Here is a 13,485-nt window from a genome sequence, read left to right on the forward strand (position 1 = left end):
AGGTCGATTTCAGTTGGCCTCTTGTTCTTTTTTATTATCTCTTTTTATTTTTGCTTGCTCAATACTTGCCTGTAATGTCTCCATAATATTGATGATGTTTGGAGCTGGGGAGATTGTTTCGTTTTTTCTTGTTGTTCAATTTTGTTTTCGATTAATTCGGTAAGAGCTTCTTTATACTCGTCTGTAAATAGCTCTTGTTCGAAAGGATTTGTAAGATGAGGAATTAAATTGATTGCCGCGGTGAGTTCTTGTTTTTGAATAGGATGATCTTCGTTACTTGGTAAATTAGGTGTAGTTGTTATATTGCGAATTTCATTAGGGTAATGAATGGTTTGTAACATAAGCCCATCTTCAAAGCTACGGATAATAGCTAAATGTTGTTTTTTTCTGATAGAAATATGAATAAGACCAAGTTTATTCGTACGTTCAAGAGCTTCTTTTAATAATAAATATGACTTTTCGTGTCCCGGCGTAGGGCCTATAAAATAAGAACGGTCATAGAGAACAGAATCAATTTCGCTATTTTGGACAAAAGATATAATACGAATGGACCGTGGCTCATGAACTTTTTGCAGCTCAGCTAATTCTTTTTCATCAATAATGATGTATTTATGAGGTGCATATTCATAGGCTTTTACAATATCTTTATCATCGATTTCTTCATCCGTACAATCAGGAGCAAACTTTTTATATTTAATAGGTGTTAGGCATTCCTTATGGAGACTTAAAAATTTTATATCGTTTTCTTCTACGGCACTATATAGTTTGATTCCTATATTTAATAGCCCAAGTGAAAGTGCACCTTTCCATACAGTATGCAAATGAAGCCTCTCCTTTCATTCAAAAATGATTATGTATATTATGAGATAGTAAGAAATTTCATATACGTTTTTTATTTTTAGTCAAGGGTAAGCTAGATAGTTCGAGTCATAAAATGTATTGACAAGCCCTCTAAAATATTTTAATGTGATTGTATAAAATTGTGTATATAAAGGGGAGTAACTTATTACAGTAAAGTCGTCATTACAGGGAGAAACCCTCGGCTTTATTGGCAACGTTTCGTTGTTAGTGAGACCTTTACCAGCAATGGTACAGGCCCCTTATTGTCTTTTTTAGGACCCTTACCATATTTGGTAGGGGCCTTTTTGTATACAAAGAGAGGAGATAAAAAATGAAAAAACTTATTAGTAGATTAAGAGTTGTATTTCATGTCCGCAAGTTTGTTCCATTCCTATTTGACTTTTTCACTTCAAAAGAGGTTTCAATAAAGAAGAAAATTTTATCTGTTGCTTTTTTAGTTGGTTATGTTGCGATGCCGCTTGATTTAATTCCAGACTTCCTGCCGTTTATCGGTATTTTAGATGATATTGGAATTGTGTTATTCATTTTGAATCGAATTGTAAAAATGGCACCAGTGCAATTACAAGAAAAGCATAATGTAAATATTGGATAGGAGTTAAAAGAATGGAGCAAATTATTTTAGATATAATCGAGTTTTTAAAGCAGTTTTCTTATTTTGGAGTTGTGTTAGCATTAACGTTTGAATTTATTCCAGCAGAAGTAGTTTTACCCATGGTTGGATATTGGGTGTACGAGGGAGATATGAATTTTTGGCTAGCTGTATTAGCTGGAACGCTTGGTGGAACGACAGGACCATTAACGTTATATGCACTCGGTTATTACGGTGGTCGTCCTCTATTAATAAAATACGGAAAATACTTCTTCATTAAAGAAGAACAAATTCAAAAGGCAGATGATTTCTTTGAGAAATACGGACCGGTTGTAGCATTTGTTGGACGCTTCGTTCCAGGAGTTCGAACACTTATTTCCGTTCCATGTGGTATGGCGAAAATGAACATATGGAAATTTAGCATATATACATTTGTAGCGATGTTCCCGTTAACGGCTTTGTATATATATGTAGGAATGAAATTAGGTCCGCATTGGGAAAAAGCAGCGGATGTTGTTGGACAATATATGCTACCGATATTAGGAGGCGTTCTTCTTATCGTGGCTAGTATCTTTATCTATAAATTTATGAAAAAACGAAACAAAACGGAATCTATCTAGTTATTAGCACTGAGTTTTGAATAATTTTTGAAAATGGATGAATAGTACAGGCAAAAGACTCTAAAGGACATACACATATAGGGAATATAAAAGAGAGAGGGGAAACAACTATGTCTTGTGAGTGCTCAGGGTCAGCGTTAACTTGCTGTCCAGATAAAAATTATGTGCAAGATAAAGTGTGTAGTCCGTGGTCTGCTACTGTAGTTGCAACAGCAATTGATAATGTTCTCTATACAAATAATATTAATCAAAATGTAATTGGTACTGGCTTTGTGAAATATGATGTTGGACCGGGCCCAATCACTGTAGAAGCACTTGATTCTGCTGGGGCTACAATTGATACACAAACATTAAACCCAGGAACGAGTATTGCTTTTACGTATCGCCGCTTTGATAGTATACAAGTTGTGTTACCGGCAACACCTGCTGGAACGTATCAGGGAGAGTTTTGTATTACAACACGTTATCCACTTTCATAGCAGAATAGGAGAGGATCAAAATGGGAATGAGAAGTTCCAGTTTGTCTTGTTGTTCTAATAAAACGCTTGTACAAGATCAAGTATGTACAGACTGGTCTATTACAGGTGCTGGTACTCAAATTGTATATACGAATAATATTACGCAAGAAGTGTATGGTTCAGGTTATGTGAAATATGATGTAGGCGCAAATCCAATTACAGTTGATTTTTTAGTAGGTGCTACAGTAGTTGATACGATTACTGTTCAACCGCAAAGTAGCGGTACTTTCACTGTACGATATTTTACTACGATTCGAATTACTACGACAGGAACAACTGTTAATCAAGGAGAGTTTTGTATTACAGTACGTTATCCGATTTCATAAAAAAGCATACCGTAAAGGGTATGCTTTTTTTATTGAGAAAGCAATGAAATTGGTATTTTATAAGCAACATGTAAATTGGCAACAGTACTTGCCTTCTAAATATAGTGAAGAATTACTTTGTATATTAATAATACTAACGGATATTAAACCTTTACCTGTGTAAGATATTGTATTGCCAGGAAACACAGTGAAAATATTAGTTACTGCTCCAACGATTTGAATTGTAATTGCTTCAGTGCTGCTAGTACTATTGTAAACCGAGACAGTACCTGATATAAGGAGTATCCCATCACTTTGCCATAGTATCATTGATTGTAATGCATCTTTGGCAGAGGGAATGGTGCTATTAGTTATGAGGAAATTCCCTGCAAATTCATTTGTTACTAGCTCGCAACTTGGATTTGGAGGAGGGGGCGGTGGACAAGGGTCTGGACAAATGATAGATAAAGGAGCGAAACAGCCAATATTTTTTTTATTCTTCAATACAACCCCTCCTTTTTAAGTTGTCTTTTACTACTATTAAATGTAGAAGCATGGCCGATGTGTTAAGAAAAGAAGAAAATGTTAAAAATTAAGATTGTCTAATAGGCTTACATCTTAACGTATCATTCATGTTATAGAAAAGAGTATATGTGAATAGACATGGGAAAAGAATGATCAGAATCTTTTAGACAAAAGGTGGTTGTATACAATAGTACGAGGAATGTGGGACTTAATTTATAATTAACTGTATATTTACAAAAATCTAATAAAATCCATTTGTTATTTAAACGACATTAATATGCTTTAGATAAAATAGCCCTTGTAATGAATCAATTATTATGAGGAGGATTCACGTGGACAGAACTGCTTTAAGAAAAGTACAAGGCCTTATTGGATTATTAATGATTTTTGTATTGGCGTTTGTATCATTTCCGTGGAGTACATCAGTCAAAGCGGAAGAGAAGAAACAAGAAAAGGTGCAGAGTGAGAAGAAGTTAGTTTTTCCAGTTGTAAGTGATGTACATATTAAAAACAGTGGAACGGATGATACGTTTCGTTGGAAAAGAGCGATTGAACAGTTTAATACACTTGCTCCAAAACAAGATGCATTTGTAATTGTAGGAGATTTTACTGATTCAGGATCGGTACAACAATATGATCGCTTCATGCAAGTGTATAATGAAAATGCAAATAAAGATGCGGTACGAATGAATTCTCTCGGTAATCATGATTATTGGAACGGCTTATCTGTAGAGGGAGCGCAGAAGCGTTTCTTAGAAAAAACAGGAATGGAATCGATTTATTATCATAAAGTGGTGAAAGGGTATCACTTCCTTGTTATGTCTCCGGAAGATGGGACAACTCATGGATATTATTCAGACAAGCAAATTAATTGGTTAAAAGAAGAAATGGCAAAAGCGCAAAAGGATGATCCAGAAAAGCCGATTTTCGTATTTTTACATCAACATATTAAAGATACAGTATACGGTAGCCAAGAGTGGGGAACGAAAGATAGTACGAAAATTAATGCAGTATTAAAAGAATACCCACAAGTCATTACGTTTTCAGGTCATTCTCATTATCCGTTAGATGATCCAAGATCAATTCATCAAAAAGACTTTACGTCTGTTGGTACATCTTCTGTAAGTTATATGGAAGTTGAAGGCGGTAAAGTACAAGGAAATATCCCGCCAGGAGCTAGTACGTTAAGCCAAGGTTTATTAGTAGAAGTAGATGATGAAGAGGTAACGATTAATCGTCGTGATTTCCATACGAATGCTTGGACAGGTGAGCCTTGGAAAATTAAATTGCCAGCAAAGAAAGAAACATTTACACATGTAGAAAATCGTGATAAAGAAAAGCCATACTTCGCTAAGGATGCAAAGCTTGCTGTATCAAATGTAACGGAAAACGCAGCAACAGTAACATTCCCGCAAGCATTGGACAACCTTCTTGTTCATTCTTATCGTGTACAAGCGAAGGATAAACAAACAGGTGAGATTAAAAATAAGTTATTAGCATTCTCAGAGTTTTACCGTGACCCAGTGCCGAAAGACCTTACGTTTACGCTTGCTGGATTAGATGGCGGGAAAACATATACACTTGAAGTAGTTGCGATTGATTCGTTTGGTAATGAAAGTGTGCAGCCGTTAACGGCAGAAATTACTACGAAAAAAGATAATATCGATCCGAATGTAAAAGTGCCAAAGGCTGATGTTTTCGATGTGAACTTTGCAGATGGTACATTTAAAGACAATTCACCATTTGTTACAAAAGGTGATGTGAAGGGCAATGTGACTATTGAATATGATAAAGCTTTGAAAAAGAATGTTATGAAGTTAAACGGGAAAGCAAATACATTTGGGTATCTGCCGTTTTCAGCAGCCCAAAAAGAAAAAGTAGCAAATGCATTTACGTTAGAAACTGTATTTTCAATGAATGAAATTCGTGGACAAGGTATTTTGCAAAATACAGAGAGTGGTGGAATTGGTTTTGAGTCTACAGGAAGTGGAAATGTTGAATTGTGGGCTCATATTGGTGGTAGTTATAAACGTGTTGGCGTTCAGTTAGAAGCGAACAAAACATATCATTTAACAGGAACGTATAACGGAAGTGAAATAGCAATTTATGTAGATGGTAAAAAAATAAATAGCCAACCAGCTCAAGGAAAAGTGTATCACCCGAACGTACCGTTTGCATTTGGAGCTGATCCAGATAGCAATGGAAATGGTGGCATTCCGTTAAATGGTCAAATTGCGCTAGCAAAATTATATAGTAAAGCATTAAGTTCTTCAGAAGTATTAGCAGCGTACAATGAGTTTTTTAATCGTACGAAGTTAGAGCAAGTAAACGCGTTATATGAAGAGCTAGGAAAAGTAAAAGCAGTGTTAGCTGGTACATATGAATTTGGTGATAAGCCAGGTCAATACTCAAAGGAAGCATTTCAAGAACTAGAGAAAAGCTATAACACTGCAAAGCAAGCGTTTGAAAATATCGGAAGTACTGGGGAACAAATTATTCAAACGTATAACGAATTAAAAACAGCTAATGTAACCTTTGTACAATCTAAAGTAGCAGAAGAGCAACCAAAAACATCGAAAGAAAAATTAAAAATCAATATTGAATCTGCAAAAGTTGTAGTACAGAAAGCGCAAGCTGCGAATGTAACGGACGGTTCAGTGAAATCATTACAACAAAAAATTACAGTTGCAGAAGCTGTATTAAAAGATGCGAAAGTGAAAGACGAACAGGTAGAAACGATGAATCGTACGATAGAGCATGCGATTTCACTCGTTGAAAAAAGCATGAACAAATAAGAGAGAAGAAAAAGAAGCTTATCATGATAGGCTTCTTTTTTGTTATACTAAAAGTAGTATAGAAAGAGGGAGCGAATAATTTGGAACAGAAAAAGCTAAAAAGAATTCTTGAATATGTATGGATCGCGGTTGTGCTCCTTGTAGGATATTATTTATTAAAAGATAAAAGTATATGGATTCTATTTTTAATGACTTTCTTATTAGCGGGTTTAGGCACGTTATTTATTAATTTCTTCTTTGATAGTGTAAATGCGTGGAAGAAAAAGAAGGAGACGAAGTAAAGAGGGAAGCTATGCAAAAGTGGAAGCTTATATATCAGGTGATTATTTTCTTATTGCTTGTAAGTATTGGAGTTTTTAAATACGCTACACCAATAGGGAATTGGGCATCGCTTATAGCTTGCATCGGCATATTCATCATTTTACAATCGTTAACGAGAAAACATAATAAAACAGGAAAATAGCTCGCCGTTTCATCGGCGAGCTATTTTATTATGCTTCTTTCGTCTCATCATTTGTTTTTTCAGTAGCTAAATGACTATGCTTTCTAGAGTAGAAGAAATAGAAGCATAAGCCGACTATAAGCCAAACTGCAAAGCTAATCCATGTCGTTTTAGACAAATTGATCATTAAATATAAACAGCAAAGGATTGCGACAACTGGTAGTACAGGTACGAAAGGAGTACGGAATCCGCGTTTTAAGTCAGGATGTGTTTTTCGTAAAATAAGTACAGCACAGCAAACGAATGTGAAGGCTGTTAACGTACCGATGTTTACTAAATTCGCGAGTAAATGTAGGTCTAAAAGTCCCGCTAATAAAGCGGCAACAACGCCAGTAATCCACGTATTTAATAAAGGGATTTTCACTTTTTTATTTACGCGTGCTAACGCTTTTGGAAGTAAACCGTCGCGGCTCATCGCATATGAAACACGAACTTGTCCATACATAACGACTAAGAGAACGGTTGTCATTCCAGTCATCGCACCAACAGCGAGTAATCCTGCAATTGTATCTTCACCAACGAAATGCAATGCAAATGCAACTGGATCAGAAACATCTAATTGTGTATAAGGAACCATGCCTGTTAAAACGAAAGATACAATCATGTATAAAACAGTACAAATAAGAAGGGAACCGATAATGCCAATTGGTAAATCACGCTGTGGTTTTTTCGTTTCTTCTGCAGCGGTTGCGATTGCATCAAACCCTAAAAAGGCGAAGAATACAGTGGCAGCTCCAGTAATAATACCGTCGTATCCGAATGGAATGAACGGTGTCCAATTTTCAGGCTTTACATATTTTGCGCCTGCAACGATAAAGGCAATGATAACAGCTAGTTTAATAAGAACCATAATATTATTAATGCGTGCACTTTCACGTATACCGAAACTTAAAAGGCCAGTAATAAGAAGTAAAATACAGACAGCTGGTAAATCGATGATACCACCTTTTCCAACACCGGGGGCTGAGGCGATTATGGCGGGAAGGTGTATGTTAAATCCTTGTAGTAAAGATTGTAAATAACCAGACCACCCAACAGCTACAGCTGCAACGGCAAGTAAATATTCGAGCATTAAACACCATCCGACGATGAAGGCGACGACTTCTCCGACTGTCATATATGCGTAAGTATACACACTTCCTGAGACAGGTATAGAAGAAGCAAATTCAGCATAACAAAAGGCTACACAAGCACAAGTAAATGCAGCGATAAGAAATGATAGCATAATACCAGGACCAGAATGTTTTGCTGCGACAATACCTGTTAATACAAAAATCCCTGTTCCAATTACGGCGCCGATTCCTAAAAACGTTAAATCGAGTGCAGTTAATGTTCTATCTAGTTGCTTTGGTGATTCAGTACTGAGCGGTTTTTTTCGTAATAATGACTTCATTTTGGACTCTCCCCCCGTTTTTCATTTCCATAACTGCGAATATAGTATGAGCCCATTACAAAAGAGTACGTAAGTAAATGGAGGTACAGTTATGGTATGTAGTTTTTTAAAGTTTCTGGATTAACTTTATTATAATTCAGAATATTTTGTCAAATAAAACTTTAACAAATAAAATGCGGATGAATAGGGGAAACTATGTGCGGAAATGGATGCGGGTTAACAAATAGATTTATTTTATCCCGCATTAACGGGCAGTAAAACTCCCACCTCAAAATTCGGCTGGAGCAAAGAAGTTAGATGGGGGTCGGGCTGCCCGTAAACGCCCGATTGGTGAGGGCTGATTAAAGTTTCACTTTATATAGTAGGAGAAGATGCTATGTTATTTTATTTTGAACTTGTCGTCATTTTACTTTGTACGAAATTAGCTGGTGATATTAGCGTTAGACTCGGTCAGCCTTCAGTACTTGGTAAATTACTTGTTGGTATTATTATCGGTCCTGCGGTGCTAGGTATTATTAATAGTTCAGAACTTATTGATGAGCTTAGTGAAATTGGTGTTTTGCTACTTATGTTTATGGCGGGACTTGAAACAGATTTAGAAGAGTTAAATCGGAATTTGAAATCGTCGTTTGCAGTAGCGGCTGGTGGAATTATTTTTCCTTTCATCGGTGGATATGTGACAGGACTGTTGTTTGGATTACTGCAATCTCATGCCATTTTTTTAGGATTATTACTTTGTGCAACATCGGTTAGTATTACAGTGCAAACGCTAAGAGATTTAGGGAAGATGAATACGAGAGAAAGTACAACGATTTTAGGTGCTGCCGTATTTGATGATGTAATTGTCGTTATTTTATTAGCGTTTGTTATGAGCTTTTTAGGAACGCAAGATGTGAATATAACACTTGTCATTGTAAAGAAAATTATTTTCTTTGTAAGTATTGTTTTTATCGCATGGAAAGTCGTTCCTTGGATTATGAAAATGCTTGTGCCGCTTCGCGTAACAGAAGCTTTAATTAGCGCGGCTCTTATTATTTGTTTCTCTTTTTCGTATTACAGTGAAATGATGGGAATTGCAGGTATTATTGGAGCATTTGCAGCAGGAATTGCCATTTCTCAAACGGAGTATAAGCATGAAGTGGAACATAAAATTGAACCAATTGCTTATGCGATATTTGTACCAGTGTTCTTCGTAAGTATCGGAATGGAAATTACATTTCAAGGAATCGGGAGTCAGCTTTGGTTCATTATCATTATGACGCTCGTTGCGATTTTCACAAAGTTAATAGGATCAGGTTTAGGAGCAAGACTGACAGGATTCAACCTCCAATCTTCTATTAGTATTGGTGCAGGGATGGTGTCACGCGGAGAAGTAGCGCTGATTATCGCAGCAAACGGACTTACGGCGAATTTATTAGCGAAAGAAAATTTCACAGCGATTGTGATTGTTGTTATATTGACGACGATTATTACACCGCCACTTTTAAAGAAGTATTTTGTATAGAGGGAAAGAGCTTATCTAACGTAGGTAAGCTTTTTTTATTTCAAAAAGCAATGGGCATGTAGCATGAGTGGTTTGTAATTATGGTAAAATCTATGTATATGATGTGGACGAGGAGAGGGATGTGTGAAGATTACGAAGGGGAAGGTTATAGGCGTAATCATACTTATTGCACTATGTATACCATTTACCGCATGGAAAGAATCAAAAGTAAAATATTTTCCAGTTTCTATTTTTTCTTCCTATGTAGAAGATGAAAACCGAAAGACTATAAGTACACTGCTTTTGTACCTGACTTTGCAGTTTGGATACATGGATGGGAAAAACAGAGATCTGAAGATGAAATAACGTCATATTAAAAAGGGGATTGAACTGTAATTGTTCATCATCTACCTGGTAATGATGGTTTTTATCTATATGATACAAATGATATTAGAGAATATACGCAACCGTAAGAAGTGGAGGTTAAATAGTGAAAGCTTCAACATTACTATTTAAAATTGAAAATAATATGGATCAATTTTCACCAGCTGAAAAGAAGGTTGCCATGTACATAATGGAGAACGCAGAGATTGTTCCAAATTTAACGACAAAAGAAGTGTCTACAAATGCGGGATCGAGTGAGGCGAGTGTTGTACGTTTTTGTAAAACAATCGGTATTGGAAGCTTTAAAGCATTTAAGATAGCGCTTGTTCGTGAATTAACGATTGCTGATTATAATATTAACGATTTTTCAGTAATGAATAAGGAAGATGGACCGTACGATTTGTTTAATAAAGTTACGTATGTGAATAAAGCCGCAATTGAGGCAAGTGTTACGGCGATAGATAAGAAGGAACTTGAGAAAGCTGCAGATCGTATTGTAAATGCGGATAAGATCTTATTTTACGGCGTAGGTGGGTCAGCGACACCGGCGATGGATGGGGCGTATAAATTTACACGGCTCGGATTTACAGCGATGATGCTATCTGATTTTCATATGATGTTGCCGCTTGTGACGAATTTAAAAGAAGGCGATATATTTGTGGCGATTTCAACATCTGGGCGAACGAAAGATGTGCTTGAAATGGCGCAATATGCAAAGAGACAAGGTGCAACTGTTATCGGAATTACGAAACTTGACCAATCATCACCTTTATATAAAGAAGCGGACATTCGCCTTTGTATGCCGGATGTAGAGCAAGATCATCGTATTGCGAGTATTGCTTCGAGAATGACGCAACTGAATATGATTGATGCTTTATATGTGATTACTTTTAATCGAATTGGCAATAAAGTGCTGGATCAATTTATGGAGACGCGAGAAGAAGCTTTGCGGTTACGGAAGTTAAAGTAGAAGAAAAGATGAGGGGACTCATCTTTTTTTATCCCGCTATTTGCCGGGCAGTAAGACCCCTCCCTCAAAATTCAGCGGAAGCAAAGAAAGTTAGGTGGGGGTCGGGCTGATTAAAGTTTCACTTTATTATCTTTGACAAAAATATGTCATGTTGTGAAATTTTATTTCATAAAATAAGAAAGAGTTATTGATTTTTAATTTCTTGAAGTTATAATAAAAGTGTGAAATATAATTTCAAAGAGGGTGGCAATATGTTAGAAAATTTATCGACAGAACACCGTAATGAGAAAACGACGAATCTAGATGAGATGAGTATAAAAGAAGTGTTACAAAGTATGAATGAAGAAGATCGAACTGTTGCGTTAGCAGTTGAAAAAGAAATAGAACACATTGAAAAGGCTGTACAGACTGTTATTAAATCTTTTGAAGAAGAGGGCCGATTAATTTATATTGGGGCTGGTACGAGTGGCCGTTTAGGTATTTTAGATGCGGTTGAATGCCCACCAACATTTGGAACAGATGATAAAATGGTGCAAGGATTTATAGCAGGTGGATTGAAAGCGTTTACTAAGGCGGTGGAAGGTGCCGAAGATCGCGAAGAATTAGCAGAAGAAGATTTGAAAAGTATTGGCTTAAACGAGAAAGATACAGTGATTGGTATTGCCGCAAGTGGTAGAACCCCTTACGTAATTGGCGGATTGAAATACGCACATAGTGTGGGAGCAAGTACGGCGAGTATTTCTTGTAATAAAAATGCTGAAATAAGTAAGTATGCAAAACTCAATGTAGAAGTGGAGACAGGTGCAGAAATATTAACAGGCTCAACACGTTTGAAGGCTGGTACAGCGCAAAAATTAGTGCTCAATATGATTTCAACAGCGTCAATGATTGGTGTAGGAAAAGTATATAAAAACTTAATGGTAGATGTTCAATCTACGAATGAAAAGTTAGTAGAACGATCAAAACGAATTATTGTGGAAGCAACAGGAGTTAGTTATGAAGTAGCAGCAGAGTATTACGAAAAAGCAAATCGTAATGTGAAAGTTGCTATCGTTATGGTATTACTACAGTGTGAGTATGGGGAAGCACTAGAAAAACTAAAAGAAGCGAAAGGCTTTGTGAAGAAAGCATTATAAAGTGAAACGATAAGAATAGGGAGGGGGATTCTATTATGAAGAAAGAAGAGAGAATGGCCAAAGAAATTTCAGAGCAACTTGGGGGAATAAAAAATATTCGTGGCATTGCTCATTGTATGACGAGACTGAGGTTAACGCTTCATGATGAAAGTAAAGTGAATATGGATCTTTTGAAAAAGGTTGAAGGCGTTATGGGCGTCATTGAAGATGAAACACTTCAAGTTGTTGTTGGTCCAGGAACTGTAAATAAAGTAGCAGCTGAAATGGAAGTTTTAACAGGATTACGAATTGGTGAGGTTGCAGATCATCATCTTGAAGATATTGGTCAAGAGATTAAATCAGAGATGAAGAAGAAAAATAATACACCAGTGAAGAACTTTTTACGAAAAATAGGTAACATTTTTATTCCGTTAATACCTGGTCTTGTTGCATCAGGAATTATAAACGGAGTTGCTAACTTTGCGAAAAACGCTGGTGCTGATCCGAATGCTACATGGCTACAAATGTTACTACTCATTGGCGGCGGTATCTTTACATTTTTAGGGATTTTAGTCGGTTGGAATACAGCGAAAGAATTTGGCGGGACACCAGTTCTTGGGGCGATTGCGGGTATTTTAATTTTCAATCCGGCGATGGCAAATGTGAAATTATTTGGTGAGGCAATGGTACCTGGGCGGGGCGGATTGTTTGCAGTTATTTTTGCAGCGTGGCTTATGGTAGTAGTTGAGAGAAGAGTACGAAAAGCAGTGCCGAATGCAGTAGATATTATTGTAACACCGCTTATTACTGTATTAGCTGTAAGTATAGTAACGATGTTAGCGATTCAGCCAGCAGCGGGATTTTTATCTGATGGTATTACGAGCGGTATTAACGCAATTTTAAATGTTGGTGGGGCATTTGCTGGAGCAGTGCTAGCCGGAACGTTTTTACCACTCGTTATGGTCGGATTACACCACGGTTTAACACCGATTCATATGGAATTTATTAATCAAACGCACGTAACACCTTTATTACCAGTACTCGCAATGGCTGGTGCCGGTCAAGTGGGCGCAGCGATTGCAATTTATGTAAAAACAAAAAATAAACGACTTCGTAACGTAATTAAAGGTGGATTGCCAGTTGGGTTTTTAGGGATTGGTGAGCCGTTATTATACGGGGTTACATTACCACTTGGAAAACCTTTTATCACTGCTTGTTTAGGAGCGGCTGTCGGTGGTGCATTCCAAGCAGTTATGAAAACGGCTTCACTCGGAATTGGCGTATCAGGATTATCTTTAATCCCGTTAATTGCTGATAATAAATATTTACTATATTTCTTAGGTTTAGTCATTGCATATACTTTCGGATTTATCTTCACGTACTTCTTCGGATTTAAAGAAGAAATGGCAGAAAACATATAGAGAA

Annotated in this window: 13 protein-coding genes and 2 pseudogenes; 12 read left to right on the forward strand and 3 right to left on the reverse strand. The window is 36.6% G+C overall.

Features of this window, described 5'->3' with window-relative positions; all coding sequences use genetic code 11:
* Nucleotides 1–9: 9 nt before the first annotated feature.
* A pseudogene (locus ACS2MN_RS05555) lies at nt 10–821 on the reverse strand (Ku protein).
* 350 nt (nt 822–1,171) lie between these two features.
* Here ACS2MN_RS05555 and ACS2MN_RS05560 point away from each other — a divergent pair.
* The 4 genes from ACS2MN_RS05560 to ACS2MN_RS05575 all read left to right on the forward strand — a co-directional run bounded on the left by ACS2MN_RS05560 (nt 1,172) and on the right by ACS2MN_RS05575 (nt 2,914).
* Entirely contained in the window at nt 1,172–1,453 is a 282-nt protein-coding gene (locus ACS2MN_RS05560; RefSeq protein WP_000733839.1) for a YkvA family protein, read from the forward strand.
* Nucleotides 1,454–1,464: 11 nt separating this feature from the next.
* A complete protein-coding gene (locus ACS2MN_RS05565) occupies nt 1,465–2,070 on the forward strand; it encodes a DedA family protein (protein ID WP_000435006.1) in 606 nt (201 codons plus the stop codon).
* Nucleotides 2,071–2,180: 110 nt separating this feature from the next.
* Nucleotides 2,181–2,549, forward strand: a complete 369-nt coding sequence (locus ACS2MN_RS05570; protein WP_001277536.1) for a DUF3992 domain-containing protein — start codon at nt 2,181–2,183, stop codon at nt 2,547–2,549.
* A gap of 20 nt (nt 2,550–2,569) precedes the next feature.
* Complete coding sequence (locus ACS2MN_RS05575; RefSeq protein ID WP_000525818.1) at nt 2,570–2,914, forward strand: DUF3992 domain-containing protein; 345 nt, start codon at nt 2,570–2,572, stop codon at nt 2,912–2,914.
* A 57-nt stretch (nt 2,915–2,971) separates the two neighbouring features.
* On the opposite strand, the gene ACS2MN_RS05580 is transcribed toward ACS2MN_RS05575, so the two are convergent.
* A complete protein-coding gene (locus ACS2MN_RS05580; RefSeq protein ID WP_000791321.1) occupies nt 2,972–3,397 on the reverse strand; it encodes an S-Ena type endospore appendage in 426 nt (141 codons plus the stop codon).
* A 353-nt stretch (nt 3,398–3,750) separates the two neighbouring features.
* Here ACS2MN_RS05580 and ACS2MN_RS05585 point away from each other — a divergent pair, with 353 nt between their 5' ends.
* The 3 genes from ACS2MN_RS05585 (at nt 3,751) to ACS2MN_RS05595 (ending at nt 6,676) form a co-directional block, all read left to right on the forward strand.
* Complete coding sequence (locus ACS2MN_RS05585; protein ID WP_000376192.1) at nt 3,751–6,213, forward strand: LamG-like jellyroll fold domain-containing protein; 2,463 nt, start codon at nt 3,751–3,753, stop codon at nt 6,211–6,213.
* An 80-nt stretch (nt 6,214–6,293) separates the two neighbouring features.
* Nucleotides 6,294–6,494 (forward strand): hypothetical protein, encoded by a 201-nt coding sequence (locus ACS2MN_RS05590; protein WP_000435798.1) that lies wholly within the window; start codon nt 6,294–6,296, stop codon nt 6,492–6,494.
* An 11-nt stretch (nt 6,495–6,505) separates the two neighbouring features.
* Entirely contained in the window at nt 6,506–6,676 is a 171-nt protein-coding gene (locus ACS2MN_RS05595) for a hypothetical protein (protein ID WP_087950918.1), read from the forward strand.
* Between the two features lie 28 nt (nt 6,677–6,704).
* Here the strand turns inward: ACS2MN_RS05595 and ACS2MN_RS05600 are convergent, their stop codons facing one another.
* Nucleotides 6,705–8,108: an amino acid permease gene (locus ACS2MN_RS05600; protein ID WP_000838742.1), complete on the reverse strand. Its 1,404-nt coding sequence runs from the start codon at nt 8,106–8,108 to the stop codon at nt 6,705–6,707.
* Between the two features lie 376 nt (nt 8,109–8,484).
* On the opposite strand from ACS2MN_RS05600, the gene ACS2MN_RS05605 reads away from it, so the two are divergent.
* From ACS2MN_RS05605 to ACS2MN_RS05625, 5 genes and pseudogenes are all read left to right on the forward strand, one after another.
* Entirely contained in the window at nt 8,485–9,612 is a 1,128-nt protein-coding gene (locus ACS2MN_RS05605) for a cation:proton antiporter (protein WP_087950919.1), read from the forward strand.
* A gap of 123 nt (nt 9,613–9,735) precedes the next feature.
* Nucleotides 9,736–10,064, forward strand: a pseudogene (locus tag ACS2MN_RS05610) (outer surface protein).
* Nucleotides 10,065–10,081: 17 nt separating this feature from the next.
* A complete protein-coding gene (locus tag ACS2MN_RS05615; protein ID WP_000648150.1) occupies nt 10,082–10,945 on the forward strand; it encodes a MurR/RpiR family transcriptional regulator in 864 nt (287 codons plus the stop codon).
* Nucleotides 10,946–11,196: 251 nt separating this feature from the next.
* Entirely contained in the window at nt 11,197–12,081 is an 885-nt protein-coding gene (gene murQ, locus ACS2MN_RS05620) for an N-acetylmuramic acid 6-phosphate etherase (RefSeq protein ID WP_000892372.1), read from the forward strand.
* A gap of 35 nt (nt 12,082–12,116) precedes the next feature.
* Nucleotides 12,117–13,481 (forward strand): PTS transporter subunit EIIC, encoded by a 1,365-nt coding sequence (locus ACS2MN_RS05625; RefSeq protein WP_000711285.1) that lies wholly within the window; start codon nt 12,117–12,119, stop codon nt 13,479–13,481.
* The last annotated feature ends 4 nt before the right edge of the window (nt 13,482–13,485 follow it).

Source organism: Bacillus cereus group sp. BceL062 (genome assembly GCF_051780025.1).
Taxonomy (GTDB): Bacteria; Bacillota; Bacilli; order Bacillales; family Bacillaceae_G; genus Bacillus_A; species Bacillus_A toyonensis.